Annotated in this window: 19 protein-coding genes and 3 pseudogenes; 20 read left to right on the forward strand and 2 right to left on the reverse strand. The window is 70.2% G+C overall.

Annotated features, from left to right (window positions below):
- Positions 1–66 precede the first annotated feature (66 nt).
- The 15 genes from fabG (at position 67) to DIZ27_RS34090 (ending at position 12489) form a co-directional block, all read left to right on the forward strand.
- A complete protein-coding gene (fabG, locus tag DIZ27_RS34020; protein WP_109382265.1) occupies positions 67–807 on the forward strand; it encodes a 3-oxoacyl-[acyl-carrier-protein] reductase in 741 nt (246 codons plus the stop codon).
- The gene (locus DIZ27_RS34025; RefSeq protein WP_109382266.1) at positions 804–1247 is read left to right on the forward strand and encodes a 3-hydroxyacyl-ACP dehydratase FabZ family protein; all 444 of its coding nucleotides are present in this window, start codon (positions 804–806) and stop codon (positions 1245–1247) included. Before fabG ends, DIZ27_RS34025 begins: the two co-directional genes overlap by 4 nt.
- Complete coding sequence (locus DIZ27_RS34030; RefSeq protein ID WP_109382267.1) at positions 1234–1716, forward strand: 3-hydroxyacyl-ACP dehydratase FabZ family protein; 483 nt, start codon at positions 1234–1236, stop codon at positions 1714–1716. Before DIZ27_RS34025 ends, DIZ27_RS34030 begins: the two co-directional genes overlap by 14 nt.
- A 70-nt stretch (positions 1717–1786) precedes the next feature.
- Positions 1787–2044 (forward strand): acyl carrier protein, encoded by a 258-nt coding sequence (locus tag DIZ27_RS34035; RefSeq protein WP_109382261.1) that lies wholly within the window; start codon positions 1787–1789, stop codon positions 2042–2044.
- 5 nt (positions 2045–2049) lie between these two features.
- Positions 2050–3258 carry a beta-ketoacyl synthase gene (locus tag DIZ27_RS34040; protein ID WP_109382268.1) on the forward strand — a complete coding sequence of 403 codons (1209 nt, stop codon included), beginning with the start codon at positions 2050–2052 and terminating at the stop codon, positions 3256–3258.
- Complete coding sequence (locus DIZ27_RS34045) at positions 3255–4445, forward strand: beta-ketoacyl synthase N-terminal-like domain-containing protein (RefSeq protein WP_109382269.1); 1191 nt, start codon at positions 3255–3257, stop codon at positions 4443–4445. Before DIZ27_RS34040 ends, DIZ27_RS34045 begins: the two co-directional genes overlap by 4 nt.
- Complete coding sequence (locus DIZ27_RS34050; RefSeq protein WP_109382270.1) at positions 4420–5559, forward strand: beta-ketoacyl synthase N-terminal-like domain-containing protein; 1140 nt, start codon at positions 4420–4422, stop codon at positions 5557–5559. The genes DIZ27_RS34045 and DIZ27_RS34050 overlap by 26 nt, the downstream gene beginning before the upstream one ends.
- Positions 5556–6545, forward strand: coding sequence for a beta-ketoacyl synthase N-terminal-like domain-containing protein (locus DIZ27_RS34055; protein WP_109382271.1), 990 nt, complete (start codon positions 5556–5558; stop codon positions 6543–6545). The genes DIZ27_RS34050 and DIZ27_RS34055 overlap by 4 nt, the downstream gene beginning before the upstream one ends.
- A gap of 1 nt (position 6546) precedes the next feature.
- Positions 6547–8397 carry an alpha/beta fold hydrolase gene (locus tag DIZ27_RS34060; protein WP_109382272.1) on the forward strand — a complete coding sequence of 617 codons (1851 nt, stop codon included), beginning with the start codon at positions 6547–6549 and terminating at the stop codon, positions 8395–8397.
- Positions 8394–9122: a 2-hydroxychromene-2-carboxylate isomerase gene (locus tag DIZ27_RS34065; protein ID WP_109382273.1), complete on the forward strand. Its 729-nt coding sequence runs from the start codon at positions 8394–8396 to the stop codon at positions 9120–9122. The genes DIZ27_RS34060 and DIZ27_RS34065 overlap by 4 nt, the downstream gene beginning before the upstream one ends.
- Positions 9123–9138: 16 nt before the next feature.
- Complete coding sequence (locus DIZ27_RS34070) at positions 9139–9612, forward strand: cobalamin B12-binding domain-containing protein (RefSeq protein WP_109382274.1); 474 nt, start codon at positions 9139–9141, stop codon at positions 9610–9612.
- The gene (locus DIZ27_RS34075; RefSeq protein WP_109382275.1) at positions 9609–10931 is read left to right on the forward strand and encodes a methylaspartate mutase; all 1323 of its coding nucleotides are present in this window, start codon (positions 9609–9611) and stop codon (positions 10929–10931) included. The genes DIZ27_RS34070 and DIZ27_RS34075 overlap by 4 nt, the downstream gene beginning before the upstream one ends.
- Entirely contained in the window at positions 10894–11541 is a 648-nt protein-coding gene (locus tag DIZ27_RS34080) for a hypothetical protein (RefSeq protein ID WP_109382276.1), read from the forward strand. The genes DIZ27_RS34075 and DIZ27_RS34080 overlap by 38 nt, the downstream gene beginning before the upstream one ends.
- Positions 11538–12296 (forward strand): thioesterase II family protein, encoded by a 759-nt coding sequence (locus DIZ27_RS34085; RefSeq protein WP_258308667.1) that lies wholly within the window; start codon positions 11538–11540, stop codon positions 12294–12296. The genes DIZ27_RS34080 and DIZ27_RS34085 overlap by 4 nt, the downstream gene beginning before the upstream one ends.
- A gap of 7 nt (positions 12297–12303) precedes the next feature.
- Positions 12304–12489, forward strand: a complete 186-nt coding sequence (locus DIZ27_RS34090) for a hypothetical protein (RefSeq protein ID WP_109382277.1) — start codon at positions 12304–12306, stop codon at positions 12487–12489.
- Positions 12490–12845: 356 nt separating this feature from the next.
- Here the strand turns inward: DIZ27_RS34090 and DIZ27_RS34095 are convergent, their stop codons facing one another.
- Positions 12846–14147, reverse strand: a complete 1302-nt coding sequence (locus tag DIZ27_RS34095) for a serine hydrolase (RefSeq protein WP_109382278.1) — start codon at positions 14145–14147, stop codon at positions 12846–12848.
- Positions 14148–14467: 320 nt separating this feature from the next.
- Here DIZ27_RS34095 and DIZ27_RS47705 point away from each other — a divergent pair, with 320 nt between their 5' ends.
- Complete coding sequence (locus tag DIZ27_RS47705; RefSeq protein WP_258308668.1) at positions 14468–14602, forward strand: hypothetical protein; 135 nt, start codon at positions 14468–14470, stop codon at positions 14600–14602.
- A gap of 488 nt (positions 14603–15090) precedes the next feature.
- Here the strand turns inward: DIZ27_RS47705 and DIZ27_RS34100 are convergent.
- Positions 15091–15363 (reverse strand): annotated as a pseudogene (locus tag DIZ27_RS34100) (IS630 family transposase); the annotation flags it as partial.
- 77 nt (positions 15364–15440) lie between these two features.
- Here DIZ27_RS34100 and DIZ27_RS34105 point away from each other — a divergent pair.
- The 4 genes and pseudogenes from DIZ27_RS34105 to DIZ27_RS34120 all read left to right on the forward strand — a co-directional run.
- Positions 15441–16153, forward strand: a pseudogene (locus DIZ27_RS34105) (IS6 family transposase).
- A gap of 404 nt (positions 16154–16557) precedes the next feature.
- Positions 16558–17217, forward strand: a complete 660-nt coding sequence (locus DIZ27_RS34110) for a hypothetical protein (protein ID WP_146229045.1) — start codon at positions 16558–16560, stop codon at positions 17215–17217.
- A 54-nt stretch (positions 17218–17271) separates the two neighbouring features.
- Positions 17272–17523, forward strand: coding sequence for a hypothetical protein (locus DIZ27_RS34115; protein WP_109382280.1), 252 nt, complete (start codon positions 17272–17274; stop codon positions 17521–17523).
- A 168-nt stretch (positions 17524–17691) separates the two neighbouring features.
- Positions 17692–18343, forward strand: a pseudogene (locus DIZ27_RS34120) (helix-turn-helix domain-containing protein); the annotation flags it as partial.

Raw genomic sequence — 18343 nt, forward strand, 5'->3', positions numbered from 1 at the left:
CTCCCCGGCCGTCCCCGCACCACCACTGACCCACTTCCACACCCGAAGCACACGAGGTGATTTCCCATGTCCACGCAACGCCGTGCCCTTGTCACGGGGGGATCGCGCGGTATCGGCGCGAGCGTCGCCCTCCGTCTCGCCCAGGACGGCGCGGACATCGCGTTCTGCTACCGCAGCGAGAAGGACCGGGCCGAGGAGACCGCTGAGAAGATCCGCGCGTTGGGCGTGCGCTGCTTCCACGCCCCTTGTGATGTCGCGGACTTCGAGGCCGTCCAGTCCTTCATCAAGGAGGCCGAGGCCGAACTCGGCCCGCTGGACACCCTCGTCAACTCGGCCGGCATCGTCCGCGACAACCCGCTCGTGCTCATGCCAGTGGAGGACTGGAAGGCCGTCATCGACGCCAGCCTGACCGGCGTCTTCAACTTCTGCCGGTCGATGGCGTTCGGCTTCATGAAGCGCAAGCAGGGCGTCATCGTCAACATGTCCTCGGTGGCCGGCATCTACGGCAACAGGGCGCAGACCAACTACTCTGCCGCCAAGGCGGGGATCAACGGCATGAGCAAGTCCCTCGCCAAGGAACTCGCCCCGTACGGCATACGGGTCAACGTCGTCGCCCCCGGCTTCATCGAGACCGACATGACCGCAGGCCTCAGCGACAAGATGCGCGCCCAAGCGCTGGACCTCGTACCGCTGGGCCGCTTCGGCACCACCGAGGACGTGGCCGACCTGGTGTCGTTCCTGGTCTCCGACCGGGCCGGCTACATCACTGGACAGATCCTCCAGGTCGACGGAGGCATCGTTCTGTGAGCCGCCCCTTCGCCGCCCCGCTGATCGCGGTCGACACCGTCGACATCACGGACCTCGCGGACACCCTGGAGGGCGGGCGGGTGGAGGCGGTCAAGCGGATCGTCGCCGACGACCCCTATCTGGCCGGCCACTACCCGGACTTCACCATCTACCCGGGCGTCTTCACCCTCGAATCCGCCCATCAGGCCATCCGCCACTGGGCCACGCAGCGGCACGGTCCGGGCACGGTCGCCGAACTGACCGCCATCACCTCGATCAGCTTCGCGGCTCCGCTCCTGCCGGGGGACACCGTGCGCATCGGCTGCGACCTGACCGAACAGGGCGGCACACCTCTGGCGGTCCGGGCCAAGGTCCGCTGCCACCGCGCGGACGGCGCCCTGTCCGCCCGGATGACCCTGGAACTGCGCATCGACCGGACGGATGACGATGACCACGCTTGAACACGCCGACATCCGGCGCATCCTGCCGCACCGTCACCCCGTCCTGCTCGTGGACCGTGTCCTGGAGATCGAGCCCGGGGCGCGCATCGTCGCCACCAAGACCGTGACCGGCAGCGAACCCTGCTACGCGGGAATGGACGAGGACCTTCCCGCGTCCGCCTACGCCTACCCGGCCTCCCTGCTCGTCGAGTCGTTCGGGCAGAGCGGCGCCGTGCTGTGGCTGTACTCCGCCGCCGCGCAGGGCGAACAGCGTGAGGGCACCCTCATCTTCGGCTCCGCCCGCGAGGTGACGATCACCGGCAGCGCCTACCCGGGCGACGTGCTGCGCCACGTCGTCGAGATCGACCGCATCATCGGCGACAACGCCTTCATGCGCGGGGAGATCTGGGTGGGCGATCGCCGTATCGCCACCCTCGGCTCGGTCCTCGCTGTCGTACGCGATGGGCTCACCGCTGACGACGCCACCTGATCCGCCCTACTTCCATCTCAAAGGCCGGTCATCACCGGCTCCCGTTCCAGCCACACTCAGGAGAACACCCATGTCTGAAGCCCGTGACCAGCACCTGGACGAGCTGCGCGAGATCGTCGCCGAGGTGCTCGAGGTCGAGCCGGAGGAGATCACCGAGACCGGTTCGTTCGTGGACGAGTACGAGGCGGACTCGCTCCGGGCCATCGAGATCCTCGCCAGGATCGAGAAGAAGTACAAGATCGACATCCCGCAGTCCGCGCTGCCCGAGATGGGCAACCTCAAGGCCGTCTACGACGTCGTGGCCGCGCAGGCCGGCTGGCAGGACTGATCACCATGAACCGACGAGTCGTCATCACCGGGCTCGGTCCCGTCTCCAGCATCGGCATCGGCGTCAAGGCGTTCGGCCAGGGGCTGCGCGACGGCGCCAGCGGCATCTCCGCCATATCCAGCTTCGATTCCAGCGGCTTCCCCCACTACATGGCCGGTGAGGTAACGGACTTCGAACCCCACGCACTGCTGCGCACCCTCTCGCCCTCCGAGTGGGGCCGCACCAGCCTGTTCGCGGCCGCGGCCGCACGACTGGCCGTCGAGGACGCCGGACTCGACGAGGAGACGCTGGCCGGCGCCGCCGCCGGCTCCAGCATCGGCACCACCAGCGGTGAGTCCCAGGTCATCGAGGCACTGACCGCCGAGTGGGTGGACGGCGGGCTGTCCGGCGTCAGCCCTGCCTACGCCGCCCAGGTTCCCGCCGCCCGGCTGGCCGCCGCCGTCAACCAGGAGCTCGGCCTCACCGGAGAGGCCGTGACCCTGTCCACGGCCTGCTCGGCCAGCAACTACGCGCTGGGCTACGCCTACGACCAGATCGTCACCGGCGACGCCGACTACATGATCGCCGGAGGCGCGGACTCGGTGTGCCGCTGGGCCCACGCCGGTTTCTACCGGCTCGGCGCGCTCACCAAGGAGGTCTGCTCACCCTTCGACAAGGACCGTTCCGGCATCCTCACCGGCGAGGGCGGAGCCGCCCTCTTCCTGGAGACCCTGGAGTCGGCCACCGAACGCGGCGCACACATCTACGCCGAGGTGCTCGGCTACGGCCTCAACTGCGACGCCAACCACATGGTCGCCCCCGACCCGGTCAGCATCGCCGCGTGCATGCGCCGGGCCCACAGCAACGCCGGCATCACCCCCGCCGACGTCGACTACATCTGCGCCCACGGCACCGGCACCCCGGCGAACGACGCCATGGAGGCCCAGGCCGCCGTCGAGGTCTTCGGTGACCAGCCCCCGCCGATCAGCTCCATCAAGTCCATGCTCGGCCACACCATGGGCGCCGCCAGCGGATTCGGCGCGATCGCCTGCGCGCTCGCCATCGACGAGGGCTTCCTGCCCCCGACCACCAACTACCGCACTCCCGACCCCGCACTGCCCGCCATCGACCCCGTGCCGAACGAAAGCCGCCCGGCACGCCTCAAGATCGTGCAGAACAACGGCTTCGCCTTCGGCGGCAACAACGCCATCACCATCCTCGGACAGGTCGCATGAACGTCACCGCTGCCCTCACCCCGGACAACACCACCGGCTCCGCTCCCCGGGACGCCCGCGGCACCACCCTGGCCATCACCGGCTGGGGCGTCGTCTCCTCCCTGGCCATCGGCGCCGACGAGTTCACCGCCGCCCTCCGCGAAGGCCGCAGCGGACTGCGCGACGTCACCGGCATGTTCGACGAGGAACTGCCCGAGGACCAGGCGTTCGCGATGCCCGACTTCAAGATCCGCGACCATCTCGGCCGCAAGGGCACCAGCTTCTTCGACCGCAGCACCGCACTCGGGCTGCTGGGCTGCACTCTCGCACTCGACGACACCGACCTGACCGTCACGGATGACAACCGCGACCGCGTCGGCATCGTCCTGGGCACCACTGCCGGCAGCATCAAGGCCACCAGTGACTACAGCCGCGAGACCCTGGAGAACGACCGGCCCTACCTGGTCAATCCGGTGCTGTTCCCCAACACCGTGATGAACTGCGCCGCCGGACAGTCCGCGATCTGGCACAAGCTCAAGGGCGTCAACGCCACCGTCGCCGGCGGACAGCTCGCCGGGCTGAGCACCCTGCGCTACGCACGCAACCAGATCCGGCGCGGCTACGCCGACGCCCTGCTCGTCGGCTCCGTGGAGGAGTTCAGCCCGCACACGGCCTGGTTCGACCACCGCCTGCACTCCGCCGAGGAGGGCCGGGCCAGACTCGGAGAGGGCTCCGCCGTCTTCGTCGTCGAGGACGCGGCGACGGTCCGGGCCCAAGGGCGCCACCCCGACGCCGAGGTCCTGGCCGTCGAGGTCGGCACCTACGGCGCCCCCGGCCGGGAACCCGACGCCGGCGCCGGGCTCGCCGATTGCATCCGCCGCGCGCTGGCCCGCGCCGGGGTGGAGCCGTCCCAGGTGCGGGCGGTCGCCACCGGAGAGAGCGGGATCGCCCGCCTGGACGACATCGAACGCCGTGGCACCGACGCCGCGCTGGGCACCGAAGTGTGGCGGGTGCGGGCCAAGCAGTGGGTCGGCGAATGCCACAGTGCCTCCGGCTCACTCCAGATCGCCGCCGTGCTGGCCGGCCACCGCGGCCACCCGGAGCTGGACGGCGCGGTGTCCGTGGTGACCTCGGTCTCCCCCGACGGCGGTGTCAGCGCGGCCGTACTGAGGGGGTGGCACCGTGCACGTGGCGATCACCGGGGCTGACCTGCTCACCTGCCACGGCGGCACCGACGCCACCTACGCCGCCCTGACCAAGGGCGTCGACGGTAGCCGGGCGCTGCGGTTCTACGACACCGACCGCATCAACGTCACCCGCGGCTACCACGTGGACGACGAGGTGGGCGACGACGGGGACGAACTTCCGCTGCGGGCCGGGCGCTGGCTCGCCCGCTGCGTGCTCGGCGCCGTCCGCAAGGCCGGGGTGGACCCGGCCCGCGAGCGAGTCTCCGTCATCGTCGGCACCGGGTTGCGCGAGCTGCGGGCCGTGGAGCGCTGGGCCCTGGACGGCGTCCCGGTGCGCCGCCGGGAACTGCACTTCACCACCGCGGTACGCGAGGTGCTGCCCGAGGCCAGCGAGGTGATCACGGTGTCCAACGCCTGCTCCGCGTCCGGACACGCCCTCGCGCTCGCCCAGGACCTGCTCGCGGCCGGTGAGGCCGACGCGGTCGTGGCGGCGGGCTGCGACGCGATGAGCGAATCCATGCTCACCATGATCGGCCGCGTGGCGGACGCCCCCACACCCGCGCTCCAGCCCTTCCAGGAGGGCCGCGCCGGTGTCCTGCTGGGCGAAGGTGCCGTCGCGGTCGTGCTGCGGCGCGCCGCCGACGCGGGGCCTAGTGCGCTCGCCACCGTTCTGGGCACTGGGCTGTCCTGCGACGCCCACCACGAGACCGCCCCGGACGTCGGCGGCATCGTCGCCGCCATGCGCGACGCGCACCGCCGGGCCGGTGTCACCCCGCAGGACATCGGCCTGGTCCTCGCCCACGGCACCGGCACCGCACTCAACGACCCGACCGAGGCCGCCGCACTGGACACGGTGTTCGCCGGCGCCGCGCCGGGGCCGGTGGTGACGGGCATCAAGGGTGCCATCGGGCACACCTCCGGCAGCGCGGCACTGATGAGCCTCCTCGTCGCCGTCGAGGCGATGCGCTCCGGCTCGGTGCCCGCGACGGTGGGACTGACCAAGCCGATCGAGGCGGCCGCCGGGCTGCGGCTAGTGATCGGTGAACCCGCCCCCTGCGAAGCGCGGGTGGCCCAGGTCAATGCCTTTGGATTCGGCGGAGTCAACGCCGTCAGCGTGATCAGGGTGGACCGATGACCATAGACCAAGGCGGCGTGACCGTCACCGCGCACGCCCTCCATGTGCCCGACCCGGCCGGCGCACCGGCCGACACAGCCGCCACCGCGACGGCACGGGACCTGTTCTCCTCCGTGGCCCCGGACCCCGCCTGCGGCCCGGATGAGGCGCACACCGTGCTCGGCCGCAAGGGGCTGCTGTTCAAGGAGGACTCGACCCGGCTGGCGCTGTGCGCGGTCCACCGCGCCTTCGGACTGCCCCCGGGCAGACTCACCGAGCCGCTCCCCGGAGCGGAGCACACCGCGGTCGTCGTCAGCTCCAACTTCGGCAACGCGCAGACCGTCCGCGACATCGTGACCGGGATGCGCGCAGGCTCCGCACACGACGTCAGCCCGCTGAACGGCCCCAACGCCTCCAGTAATGTGATCGCCAGCACGATCGCGATCCGCTATGGCTTCACCGGACCGAATCTGATGGTGTGTTCCGGCGCCACCTCCGGCCTGGACGCCATCCGGCTGGGCGCCCTGCTGCTGCGCGGCGAGCGCGCCCAGCGGGTCGTTGTGGTCGGCGTCGAACCCGGTGACGACACGGCCCGCGGCCTAGCCGCCCTCGGCCCGGACGCACCCGGCGCGCCGGCGACCGCCGCCCCGCTCCGTCCGGCCGCCGCGTGCGTCGTGCTGGATTCCGGCGGGGAGGGACCGCGCCTTGGGGACGTACGCCGCCACACGCGGCCGGACGACATCGCCGAGGATCCCGCGGCGCCCACCCCACTCCGGCTGACCGCCCCCGGCGCCGCGGACACCGGCGGCATCGACCTCACCGCGTATCTGGGCGAGGTCTACGGAGCGCTCGGCGTGGTTCAGCTCGCCGTGGCCGCCGCCTTGCTGTCCGCCGGGCAGCGGCCCGAGCCGGGCGGAGCGCTGATCACCTGCGGTGACGGCGAGGACGGCTACGCCTCGGTACGTCTCGACCCGGCAGGCAGCCCCATCCTCGCGGGAGCCCGCTGACATGGCGAAGCAGAGCGGCACCCGCCCGGCGACCCCTCCGGACGGGTGGACACCGGTGGCCGAAACCCGCACAGCGTGCGAACGGCTGGCGGTGCTGGGGACGACCTCCCCGGCACCGCACCCGGCCGCGCCCGTGGTGGCCATGGTCCACGGGCTCGAGGGCCACTGGACCGGATGGCAGCCACTGGCCGGACAGCTCGCCGGCCGCTGCCGCGCCTATGCGCTCGACCTGCCCTGGCGCGCCGGCAACCACTACCGCTGGCGGCACCACGGCACTCCCGCGCACTGGCTGCGCGAAGCACTCGCCTTGGTTCCCGAGCCCGTCGACATCCTGATCGGCCACTCCTTCGGCGCCAACGCCGTCCTGGAACACCTGGCCACCCCGGGCGGCGCACCCCAGCCGCGCGCCGCGGTGCTCCTCGCCCCGTTCTTCCGCCCCGAGACCCTCACGGTGGACTGGCCCCTGTACGAGGCGGCGCTGGCGGGCTTCCGCCAGATCATCACCGACGGCGTACGGGTCGGGCTGGGGGAGCGAGCCCGGCGTCTGGACCCCGACGTGCTGGCCGCCATGGCCGACACCACGGTCGAGCGGATCGGCCCCGTCGGATTCCTCAGCCTATTCCTCCAGTTCACCGGCACCACCGAGCTGGACCTCGGCGCAGTCACCGTGCCGACCCTCGTTCTGGCGGGCGAGAACGACACGTCCCTGTCCGAGGACCGCGCTGCTGCCCTGGCCACCGCCATGCCCGCGGCGACGGTCCGCAGACACCCGCACTACACGCACTTCTGCCACGCCGAGCAGACCGCCGACGTCGGTGCGGACATCACCGCCTTCCTGACCGACACACCGATCTCACCACTTCTTTCACCACCCTTCTCATCACAAAAGGAACCACTCATGACCGAGCTGCTCGACGGCACCCTCACCACCCCCGTGGGCCGACCCCGCTACGAGGGCGCCAACATCCGCACCTGGATCGGCTTCAAGCACTTCATGTATTTGACGGAGGAGGCGATCCTCCAGTACTTCCGCGAGCGCGGGGTGGGCGCGGAGACGCTCTACCACACTTACGGTCTCGGCCTGGAGATCGTCGACCACTCGGTGAGCCTGCCCGCCACGCTCGGCATCGACGACGAGGTGACCGCCGTCGTGGAACCGGGCCGGCCCAAGCCCGGCCACGGCGCCCCGTTCAAGGTCAGGCTGACCGTGCAGCGGGACGGGGAGACCGTCACCGTCCTCACCGGCAAGATCCGGGTCGCCCTGGTCACCCTCAAGGACGCCCCGGCCGACGTCCGGCCCGTCCCCGCCCACCTGGAGCCGTACGTCGTCCCCGAAGTGGCCGCGCTCGCGGACGCCGCCGGCCACGAACCCCAGACCGTCGCCGAGGGCGACCTGGAAGCTGTCCTCACCCCGCCCGACTCCAACGCGTTCCTGTGGTCCTGGCGGATCCCGTACTTCTACTGCCACTTCTCCGACCGGCTCCAGCACTCCGGCTACGTCCGGGCCATGGAGGAGGTCGTGGACCGCTTCCTGGACGACCGCGGCATCTCCATCCGCACCATGCTCGACGAGCGCGGCTGGATCCCCGTGGTGTCCCGGGCCCGCGTGCACATGCTCGCCGACGCCTTCATGGAGGAGACCCTGCACACCGTGTTCACCGTCCAGGAAATCATCAAGGACGTGATGTACACCGCCGCCTTCGACACCTACGTCCACCGGGACGGACGGCTGGTGCACACTGCCACCGGAAGCATCATGCACGGCTACGCCGTCAGCCGCGGCGAACAGGCCGGCTCACTCGCCGAGTTCGACGACACCGCCCGCGCCGCACTGCTGGGAGGCACCCGATGAAGCGGCCGCCCCGCCTGTACTTCAACCTGCGCAGCCCGTTCAGCTGGATGGGCCTCAAACGGCTCGAGGAACGCTTCCCGCAGGCCCCCGAGGTCATCGAGTACTACCCGTACTGGGACCCGGACGACAAGACGCGCGCCGCGCTCGAGGATCGCGACTCCGGCTTCCACTACACCCAGATGAGCAAGGCCAAGCATCTGTACATCCTTCAGGACACCAAGCGGCTCTCTGCCCGCTTCGGCTACAAGATGGCCTGGCCCGTGGACATCGACCCGTGGTGGGAGGTGCCGCACCTGGCCTGGCTGAAGGCGCGTCACCTCGGCCGTGAGCGCGACTTCTACAAGGCCGTGACCGAGGCCCGCTGGGAGCGCGGCGAGAACATCTGCGACCCCCGGGTGCTGCACCGCATCGCCGAGGCGGCCGGGTTCGACGGCGACGAGATGGTGGCTGCCGTCGACGACGCCGAACTGCGCGCCGAAGGGGTGGACGCCCTCGCCGCCGCCTACGACGACGACGTGTTCGGCATCCCGTACTTCAAGGTCGGACGTCACCGCTTCTGGGGCCTGGACCGGGTCGACGCCTTCCTCGACGAGCTGATCCCCGCCCTGAAGAAAGCCGGCGTGCCCATGACCGAACCCGCCGAGCCCGACGCGGACCAGGTGCCGGCCGCACTGCTCGACCGGGTCGGCGCCTACGACTCGGACTCCGCGGGCGGCTGCGGCTGAGGCCAGGAGAGATCCCATGCTCATGCATCCCGTTACCGCCGCCGTCACCCCGCGCGGCCGCACCGTACTGCTCAGCAGCGTGTCCTCGGACTCCCACACATGGAACCTCGTCTTCCTGCAGCTGCTGTTGGAGGAGATGGGTCACCACGTCGTCAACCTCGGCGCGTGCGTACCGGACGAACTGCTGATCGAGGAATGCTCCGTGATTCGTCCCGACCTGGTGGTGATCAGTACGGTCAACGGTCATGGGCAGGTGGACGGCCACCGGCTGATCGGCAAGATGCGAAACCGGCCGGAGACGAGGCACACCCCGGTGGTGATCGGCGGAAAGCTGGGCATCACCGGGGGAGCCCAGGAGGACACGGCGCACCGGCTCATCTCCGCCGGCTTCAGCGCCGTGTTCGCGGACGACGCCGAACCGGCAGCCCTGGGCAGGTTCCTGGCCTCCCTGGACCGTGCCAGGCCGCGCCGGCAGGTCGCCACCTCATGAGCGTCACCGGCTCCTTCGCCGGGCTCGCCGCCCTCCGACGCTCTGCGGGCCTGCTCGTCCAACCCCGCATGGGCTTCAGCGACCCCCGGCAGATGAGGGCGGGGCTCCTGGCCGTGCGTCAGGCGCGCGCGGCCACCGTCGCCACCCTCACCCTCGACAGCTACACCAGGGTCAAGGACTACGCCTCGGCCGGGCGCGCGCTCGCCGACGGCACCCCGCTCAACGGCTACCCCCTCGTCACACACGGCCGGGCCGTCACCCGCGCCGTCCTCGACGGCGTCCAGGGGCCCGACCTGCCCGTCCAGGTCAGACACGGCTCCGCGGTCCCCGACGACATCATCGCCGCCCTCGTCGAGACCGGCCTGGACGCCACCGAGGGAGGACCCGTCTCGTACTGCCTGCCCTACGGCCGGGTTCCGCTGCGAGAGGCGACCGCGAGTTGGGCACGCTCCTGCCGCCGGTTCGCCGAGCTCAGGGACCGGGGCATCGAGCCGCATCTGGAGAGTTTCGGCGGCTGCATGATGGGCCAGCTGTGCCCGCCCGGCCTGCTCATCGCCATCACCGTGCTGGAGGCGCTCTTCTTCCACCAGCACGGGCTGCGCAGCGTCTCGCTCAGCTACGCCCAGCAAACCGACGTCCGGCAGGACGAGGAGGCGGTGGCCGCGCTGCGGTCGCTGGCCACCGCCTTCCTTCCGGACGACACCGACTGGCACATCGTGGTGTACACGTACATGGGCAAGTACCCGCGAACCCGCGGCGGCGCCCTCCTGCTGCTGCGCGAGGCCGCCGAACTCGCCGTCCGCACGGGCGCCACCCGGCTCATCGTCAAAACCCCGGCCGAAGCGCACCGCATCCCCACCATCGAGGAGAACGTCGAGGCCCTGGAGTACGCGGCCGCCGTCGCGGCGGCGGCCGACGGCGCGGACCCGCCCCCGGACCCGCCCCCAGACACCGGCATCGCCGCCGAGGCCCGGCAGCTCATCGAGGCCGTACTCGACCTCCACCCGGACGTCGGCCAGGCCCTGCTGCGCGCCTTCGCCAAGGGCTATCTCGACGTGCCGTACTGCCTGCACTCCGACAACCGCGGACGTGCCCGCGGCTACATCGACGAGGCGGGACGGCTGCGATGGGCCTCCGTCGGCTCGATGCCCATCCGGGGCATCACCGGCGGCGAACGCGACCACTCCGTCGGCAGCTCGGACTTGCTGTCGGCGCTGTCGTACGTGGAACGCAAACACGACCTGCTGGCCCTGCAGAGCCAGGACACCACGAGGACAAGCGATGCACTGGACGCTGGAACGGCTCCTGCCGACCTATGACAAGCATGAACACCACAGCCGCTGGATCGCCGCCCCGCCCGAGCGGGTCTGGCACGAACTCATGGACCTACGCGCGGGCGACCTCGCAGTGACCCTGGGCCTGATGCGGGTGCGCGGCGGCCCCACCGCATGGGTGAAGGGCGTGGACGCCGGCGCCCATGACGGGATGGACCTGCGCGTCCTGGACTCCATGGCCCCCCGCGAGATGGCCGTCGACCCGCCGCACGAGGTGATCCTCGGCGACATCGCCCGCTATGCCGCCCTGCGCCCCTCACGCCCGGACATCGAACGCGGCGATCCGGTGGCCTTCGCGCAGTTCGACGAACCGGGCTGGTCCAAGGTCGTGATGAACTTCCGCCTCACTCCTGAGCGCGACGGCACCCTCTTGTCCACCGAGACCCGGGTCCTGAACACCGATCCCGCCACGCGCCGTGCCTTCACCCTCTACTGGGGCTTCATGCGCGCGGGCAGCGGCGTGATCCGCCACGACATCCTGCGGGCGATAGCGAAGAAGGTGACAACCGCCCAGGGCAGCGGCCCCGGGAATCCGGGCCAGCCGAAACCGCCGAACCCGACACCGGGCGAGCCCCACGAGAGAACGGGACCGTGACCGTGACCCACTTCGCCACTCCCTGGCTGCGCCGTCCCCGCCCTCGTCCGGATCCGGCCATCCGGCTGCTGTGCCTGCCGCACGCCGGTGGCTCGACCGCGCTCTACCGCCGTTGGAAAGACTTGCTGCCGCCCGCGATCGAGCCGGTGCTTGTCTGCCCGCCGGGGCGTGAGGACCGGCTGGACGAGCCGCTGCCCACTGCGCTCTCCGAGCTGGTGGCGGGGCTGGGCCAGGCCGTGGGGCCCCTGCTGGACCGGCCGTGGGCGGCATTCGGGCACAGCATGGGGGCCACGGTCGCGCACGAACTGGTCCTGTGGCTGCTGAAGCGCGGGCACCGGGCGCCGGAGCACCTCTTCATGTCCGCGCGGGAGGCGCCACAGCACCACCGCGGCGGCACTGCGCACCTCCTGGACGACGATGCCCTGTCCGCCGAGCTGATCCGGCTCGGCGGCACCTCCCGGGACGTCCTGACCATGGCCGAGGTGCGGCAGCTGGTGCTGCCCGCGGTACGCGGCGACTACCGGCTCATCGAGACCTACGCCGCGAACCCCGATGGCCCGGCGCCCTGCCCGCTGACCGCGCTCGTCGGGGCCGCCGACACGGAGTTGACCGCCGAGGAGGCTCGGGGGTGGGAGAAGTGGACCACGGGTCCCTTCCAGCTGCTGACCTTCCCCGGCGGCCACTTCTACCTCTCGGACCAGCCGGAGGCGGTCGTCGAGGCCGTGCGCCGACGGCTGCTCACCCATCCGGACTGAGGCTCCGTTGCGCCAGGTGCGCCCCTCCGCCAGTATCACCGAGGCCAAGCACCTGGGTTTCACGAGGCTGAGCCCGGAGACCGGCACGGCAGAGTTCTTCCTGCCCGCCAGGAAGCTGTACGAGAAGTTCGGCTTCTCCTACTGCGAGCAGCCCACCGGGCGTTGGCACGTTGGTGGGGTGTTGACCGGTTGAGGGCGTGGAGGGGTCGGGCGGGGCCTGGGGCACGCTGCGGTGGGCGGGACGGTCGCGCCGGTGAGCTGGTCCCGGATGGCGAAGCGGGTGGTCATCTCGGCGCGGTAAGGGCTTGCAGATCAACAACACGCTGATACGCGACATCCCGCGGGTTCGTCCTGGCTTTCATCTCCCCTTGCCGCAGGTCAGCCCGGCAGGCGGGAGCGAGGGACCCGCATAGATCATGATGGACCTTCGGGATTCCTGAAGAACCATCATGATCCCTGCACGGACGCGCAGGCCGAGAGCGACGAGGCGCCTGGTCAGGCCCCATGTCGAGGAACCGAGGGGCACGGCGAACTCGCGGGATGTGCACACTACGTCCGGCCGGTCCGCAGGGACTGGGCGATGGAGGGGGACGGCGCTGCCTTGGTGGTGGTCGAGGATTCGCTCCCGACGGTGGGGCACAGGGCCTGGACCATGTGCCTGTCGAGGGCGGTGTCGATCGGATGCGGCTTGGGGACGCCGTTCTCGCCGAGTTCGTTGTACTTTGTCAGGTTGATCCCGAAAGCGACCTGATGCTGGCCGTCCGCGCTGCTCAGCGCCTGGGTGCCGGACCCGAACACCGATCCGTTGTGGCCCCAGAACCGGCCGCAGGGCAGGTCGACGGCCGAGATGCCGAGGCCGTAGTAAATCGGAATGTCGCCCTGTTCGCCGACGACCGGCACGGTGCGCTGCATCTCGGCGAGCTGCTCGGCGCCCAGCAGCCTGCCCTGGAACAGCAGGCGGTAGAAGCGGTTGAGGTCGTCCATGGTCGAGACCAGGGCGCCCGCCGTGCCGAACGCGGAGGCGCTGTAGACGCTGTAGTCGCGCGGCGATTCGATGGCTCCGTAGAGCGACTCGTAGGCCTTGGAGTGCGGGCCGGGCACGACGGGGGTGCGGGGGAAGAAGGTGTGCCGCAGGCCCGCCTTCCGGATCACGTGCTGCGTGATCCATTCCTCGCCGACGGTGCTCGTGATCTTCTCCAGCAGCAGGCCGGCGATGATGTAGTTGGTGTTGGAGTAGGACCACTTCTGCCCCGGCTCGCCGGTCAGCGGGGCCTCCAGGCCGTACCGGACGAGTTCCTCGGGGCTGAAGGTGCGGAACCGGTTGTCGTCCAGGCTCTTCGGCGACTTCTTCTGGAGGGACGGGAAGGCCGCCGGGAGGTACTCGCCGATGCCGCTGGTGTGGTTGAGCAGCATCCGCACCGTGACGGTGCGGCCCCGCTCACCGGGAAGCAGCTGCGGCAGGTGGTCGCCGACCGGGTCGTCCAGCCCGATGCGCCCGGCTTCGACCTGCTGGAGCACCGCGACGGCGACGAAGGTCTTGGTGACACTGCCGACCCGGTGCCGCATGTCGGCGTCCATCGGGCTCCCGGTGCTCACGTCGGCGATTCCGGCCTCCCCCTTCCAGGTGAACCCGCCGACGCGCACCGACGAGTAGAGGCCGTACATGCCTGCCTCGTGGACCGCGTCGAGTGTGCTCTCCAGGGCTGCCCGGTCCAGCCCGGGCTCCGTGCCCGTCGGTACGGGCGCGGCCACGGCGGGTACGGCCGTCGCCGTCAGGACCGCCGTGCCGAGGACGGCCGCTGCCCGGCGCAGCCGTTGGCGGGCGATCGGCCGTGCTGTGCTCCTGCTCATGCGTCTTCCCATCTGTTGATCGATTGCGGAGACGACTCTTCCGCGCCCCGAGTGACGGAACATCAGACGGTGGGGGAGGTTCACTCGCACCGGAGGATGAGGCGGCAGTGTCCGTCAGGCGGCGGCGCCGAAGTACCAGGCTTTCACGATCTTCCAGAGCCCGGGGCGGCAGGTTGTCGTCGGTGGTCACGCTCCGCGCGGTCAGTGACCTGCGGCGAAGCAGCAGGCAACGCAACAGTGGAAGTCCTGAGGAGCCTCGGTCCCCAGTTGGCCACGGAGGGCGCGACGGTGGCCGGCGGACGGCTGCCATGGTGGGGCCCATGAACAGCGAGAGCCCCCACACCCCCGACGAGGTTCTGGAACGCCGTGCCGAGGCCCTGGCGTTCTTCGACGAGCGGGTGCACGCCGTACGTCTGGAGCAGTGGGGGGTTCGGGGAGTATCCGAGCAGGGGTGACCGCTACGGCGTTCAGTTTCCTGAACGGTCAGCGGCCCTGGCGGAATGGGTTGTACGCCTCGGTGCAGTTTTCGTCGGTCTCTCCGCGCCGACGCCGTTCGGCCTGTTACGCGGTCCAGGCGAGTTCACCCCGCACAGTGGAACGCCGGGGTGTTCCGGTGCGGTCGCAGAACTCGACGTATTCCAAGTCTAGTTCGGCCAGCCTATGGGGTGCCAGAAGTAACGCATAGCCTTTGAACAGGCACTTTGCAGCCCCGCTCGATCATGACAGGGTCGGGCTGCATGGCGTTGCGCGTGCTCTGCCTGGTCTTCCTGAGGCTTCTCGGACTGTTCCTGCTGTTGTCGCGGTCGGAGGAGGCCAAGAACGTTGAACTGGTCGCGCTGCGCCACGAGGTCGCGGTGCTGCGCCGCCGACTCGGCGTCCGGCCGCGCCTCACCTGGCCGGACCGCGCCGTGCTCGCAGCTCTGACCCGGCACCTACTGCCGCATCAGGCAACGTTTGCCCTGTCGACGACAGCGCGTAGGCGCCGGTCGTGGGTGTGGCGGTTTCGCCAGATGATGTAGCGGCGGATCATGCTGCCCTGTTCCTTGTGGGTGGCGTGGTCGGTGCCGTCGAGGGTGAAGTAGCGCAGGGCGGTGAACTGGGCCTCGATGCGGTTCAGCCAGGAGGAGTTCGTCGGGGTGTAGGCGATCTCGACGTTGTTCGCGGCGGCCCAGTCGCCGACGCGCTGGCACTTCTTCGTGCTCAGGTGCGGGGAGAAGGGCATTGTCAGGTTGGCTGCGGGCCTGCCGATACGATGATCTTCGGGTTGGCTTGCCGGGTCCGGGAAGGGACAGCATGGAGGCCGCAGCTCCGTCGTACAAGGGCTTCCGCTACCCGGCGGAGATCATCGCGCACGCGGTGTGGCTGTACCACCGCTTCCCGCTCTCCTTCCGGGAGGTCGAGGAGCTGCTGCTCCAGCGAGGCGTGATCGTCTCCTACGAGACGGTCCGGCAGTGGTGCGCCAGGTTCGGGCCCGAGTACGCCGCCGGGCTTCGCCGCCGCGGGCCGGTGAAAGGTGGCACCTGGACGAGGTCTTCGTGAAGATCAACGGGGTGCGGTACTACCTGTGGCGGGCCGTCGACCAGGACGGCACCGTGCTGGACATCCTCGTGCAGTCCCGGCGCGACGCGAAGGCTGCGAAGCGGTTCCTGACCAAGCTGATAAGGAAACAGCGCCGGGTGCCACGGGTGCTGGTCACCGACAAGCTCCGCTCCTACGGCGCCGCCCACCGCCAGGTCATGCCGGGGGTGGAGCACCGCACCTCGAAGTACCTGAACAACCGGGCGGAGAACTCGCACCAGCCCACCCGGCAGCGCGAACGGGCGATGAAGGGCTTTTGCTCCGCCGGCGGAGCGCAGCGGTTCCTGTCCGCGTTCAGCGGCGTCTCACCGCACTTCCGGCCCCGCCGTCACCTGATGATCGCCACCGGATACCGCGCCGAGATGACCGTCCGCTGCGCCCTCTGGGGCCAGATCACCGGCGCCGTCGGCCGGCCTGCCGAAGCCTGAACACCGGCCCGAAACCCGGCCCTCACGCCCCGACGCGCCCTCAGACACTCACACACCCAACAACGTGACAACGCCCCTGGCTGGCCTCGCCGTGAGCGCGTTCCTCGCATAGACGTGAGCAGGGGCAGGCCCGGCACGGGGGATCCGGGCCTGCCCCTCCCGCTGACGCCCGCAGCCTCCCCATGAGTGGCGGGCGCCTCGACCCCCATCAGATGGGGCCACTTCCTTCAGCGCAGCGTCCTTCGTGAGCGTTACCCGCGGCGGCGGACAGTTACATGATCAACACCTGAGCGAAGGGCGGCACTTGCCATAGTCACGGATCAGGAACAAATCCTGCACCTACCATCCGTCAAGTTCACGCAGCCATCGCACTGGTGGGCGTCAGTACCGTCTTGGGAGACACCATGAACACCAGAAGGGCCGCTCTCGTCACGGCCGCTATCCTCGCCTGCACCCTCTCCGCCTGTAGCAGCGACGAGCCGTCGCAGGGCAAAGCCGAACGCGCCACCGCTGCCGCCGGCGCGCCAGCCTCCCAATCACCCGACTGCGGGCCCGACTCCGGCCTGTCGCAGGCTGACTGGATGGAGCACTGCGTCGGCGAGGACCCTGCGGCCGACCAGGCCGAAGAGCAGCCGGACACCGAGCTCGCCGTCGGCGACACCTTCGCCTACACCGACGGCCTCAAGGTGAAAGTCGACAGCATCAGCACCATCACCCGCTTCGGCGAGTACGACGACCGGCCGGATGCAGACCGGATCCCGTTCCGCGTCACTTTCTCCCTCACCAACGGCACGAAGAAGCCCTACGACCTGGACAACTTCGGATACGACGCCCAGGGCGCCACCACCGGCGGTCAAACCGAATCCCTCTACGTCGACACCGGCTCCAAGCAGATCGCCGGCCGCCTCGCACCCGGCCGCTCCGGCACCTTCACCTCCGAGTACTCCATCGCCAAGAGCGACGGCAAGGACGTCCTGTTCACCATGAGCCGCATGGACGACGCCTGGCTGGAGAACAACGACTTCCTCGGAGAAGATCCCAACTGGACCGGCACCATCAAGTAGCCCGCACCCACCGCACGTCCGCGCCGCAAGCCCGACATCAGCAGGGGAACACCCATGGCCAACTACCGAGAGATCCAGACGGCCGTCAGGGTCGAGAAGTTCCGCATCTGGTTCGCCTGGGCGACCGGCGGATTCATCATGCTGGCCATCGCTCTCGCCACCGAGAACATCCGCATCGTCAGCGTCATCACCCAGGCGCTGCTCGTCGGCGGCGGCATCGCGTTCACCGTCACCGCCGTGCGCATGACCAACGCCCTCAACCGCAAGGCCGAAGCCGCGCGCCGCGAGGTCCTCGAAGATCTGTAGGCACCGTACGCCCCGGCGTGTAGCGACGTCGCGGGCCGCCTGCCAGATCGGCCCGCACGCTGTCCCACTGTCCGGCAACCTGTGCCGGTGCTGTACCGTTCAAAAACTCGTCGCTGCTGCCCGGAGGGGGTCTGGCGCGGCATCACGGTCTGCTGGAACCCTGCCCGGGTGATCGTCTCACTGGTGTATCGGGTGGTACGCAAGCTGCTCGCGGTTCCGGCGGTGCTGCTGCGCCGGAACCTGGCCAAGGACGCGGAAATGCTGGTGCTGCGCCACGAGAACGCGGTGCTGCGCAGGCAGCTCACGAGTCCGGTGCGATACGAGCCAACGGATCGGCTGTGGTTCGCAGCACTGTCCTCGCTGCTCCCCCGGCGCCGGTGGGCGCAGGTGTTCCCGGTGACGCCCGCGACGCTGCCGGCATGGCACCGCAGGCTCATCACCCGGAAATGGGACTGCAGCAAGCGCCGGAGCAGGCCCGGGAGACCGGTGACCGCGAGTGCGGTGAAGGCTCTGCTCCTGCAGCTCGCCCAGCAAAATCCCCGCTGGGGCGGTCGACGGATCCAAGGAGAACTGGTCCGGCTCGGACACCCGGTCGGCTCGACGACGGTCTGGGAGATCCTCACCGCAGCGGGCATCGACCCAGCCCCACGCCGCAGCGGACCGACGTGGCGCGCGTTCCTGACCGCGCAGGCCGAGGACATCGTCGCCTGCGACTTCCTGCCCCTCGACCTGGCCGGCCTGCGCCGGGTCTACGCGCCGGTGTTCCCCGGACACGGCACACGCAGGCTGCACATCTGYCGAMGGGRCMGCCCATCCCCCC

It is taken from the genome of Streptomyces sp. NWU339, from assembly GCF_003143855.1.
Lineage (GTDB): Bacteria > Actinomycetota > Actinomycetes > Streptomycetales > Streptomycetaceae > Streptomyces.

Bases quoted from the DNA above. Each gene is read 5' to 3' on its own strand.
- fabG (WP_109382265.1), top strand. From the start codon at position 67: ATGTCCACGCAACGCCGTGCCCTTGTCACGGGGGGATCGCGCGGTATC.
- DIZ27_RS34030 (WP_109382267.1), top strand. From the start codon at position 1,234: ATGACCACGCTTGAACACGCCGACATCCGGCGCATCCTGCCGCACCGT.
- DIZ27_RS34035 (WP_109382261.1), top strand. From the start codon at position 1,787: ATGTCTGAAGCCCGTGACCAGCACCTGGACGAGCTGCGCGAGATCGTC.
- DIZ27_RS34040 (WP_109382268.1), top strand. From the start codon at position 2,050: ATGAACCGACGAGTCGTCATCACCGGGCTCGGTCCCGTCTCCAGCATC.
- DIZ27_RS34045 (WP_109382269.1), top strand. From the start codon at position 3,255: ATGAACGTCACCGCTGCCCTCACCCCGGACAACACCACCGGCTCCGCT.
- DIZ27_RS34055 (WP_109382271.1), top strand. From the start codon at position 5,556: ATGACCATAGACCAAGGCGGCGTGACCGTCACCGCGCACGCCCTCCAT.
- DIZ27_RS34060 (WP_109382272.1), top strand. From the start codon at position 6,547: ATGGCGAAGCAGAGCGGCACCCGCCCGGCGACCCCTCCGGACGGGTGG.
- DIZ27_RS34065 (WP_109382273.1), top strand. From the start codon at position 8,394: ATGAAGCGGCCGCCCCGCCTGTACTTCAACCTGCGCAGCCCGTTCAGC.
- DIZ27_RS34070 (WP_109382274.1), top strand. From the start codon at position 9,139: ATGCTCATGCATCCCGTTACCGCCGCCGTCACCCCGCGCGGCCGCACC.
- DIZ27_RS34075 (WP_109382275.1), top strand. From the start codon at position 9,609: ATGAGCGTCACCGGCTCCTTCGCCGGGCTCGCCGCCCTCCGACGCTCT.
- DIZ27_RS34080 (WP_109382276.1), top strand. From the start codon at position 10,894: ATGCACTGGACGCTGGAACGGCTCCTGCCGACCTATGACAAGCATGAA.
- DIZ27_RS34095 (WP_109382278.1), bottom strand. From the start codon at position 14,147: ATGAGCAGGAGCACAGCACGGCCGATCGCCCGCCAACGGCTGCGCCGG.
- DIZ27_RS47705 (WP_258308668.1), top strand. From the start codon at position 14,468: ATGAACAGCGAGAGCCCCCACACCCCCGACGAGGTTCTGGAACGCCGT.
- DIZ27_RS34110 (WP_146229045.1), top strand. From the start codon at position 16,558: ATGAACACCAGAAGGGCCGCTCTCGTCACGGCCGCTATCCTCGCCTGC.
- DIZ27_RS34115 (WP_109382280.1), top strand. From the start codon at position 17,272: ATGGCCAACTACCGAGAGATCCAGACGGCCGTCAGGGTCGAGAAGTTC.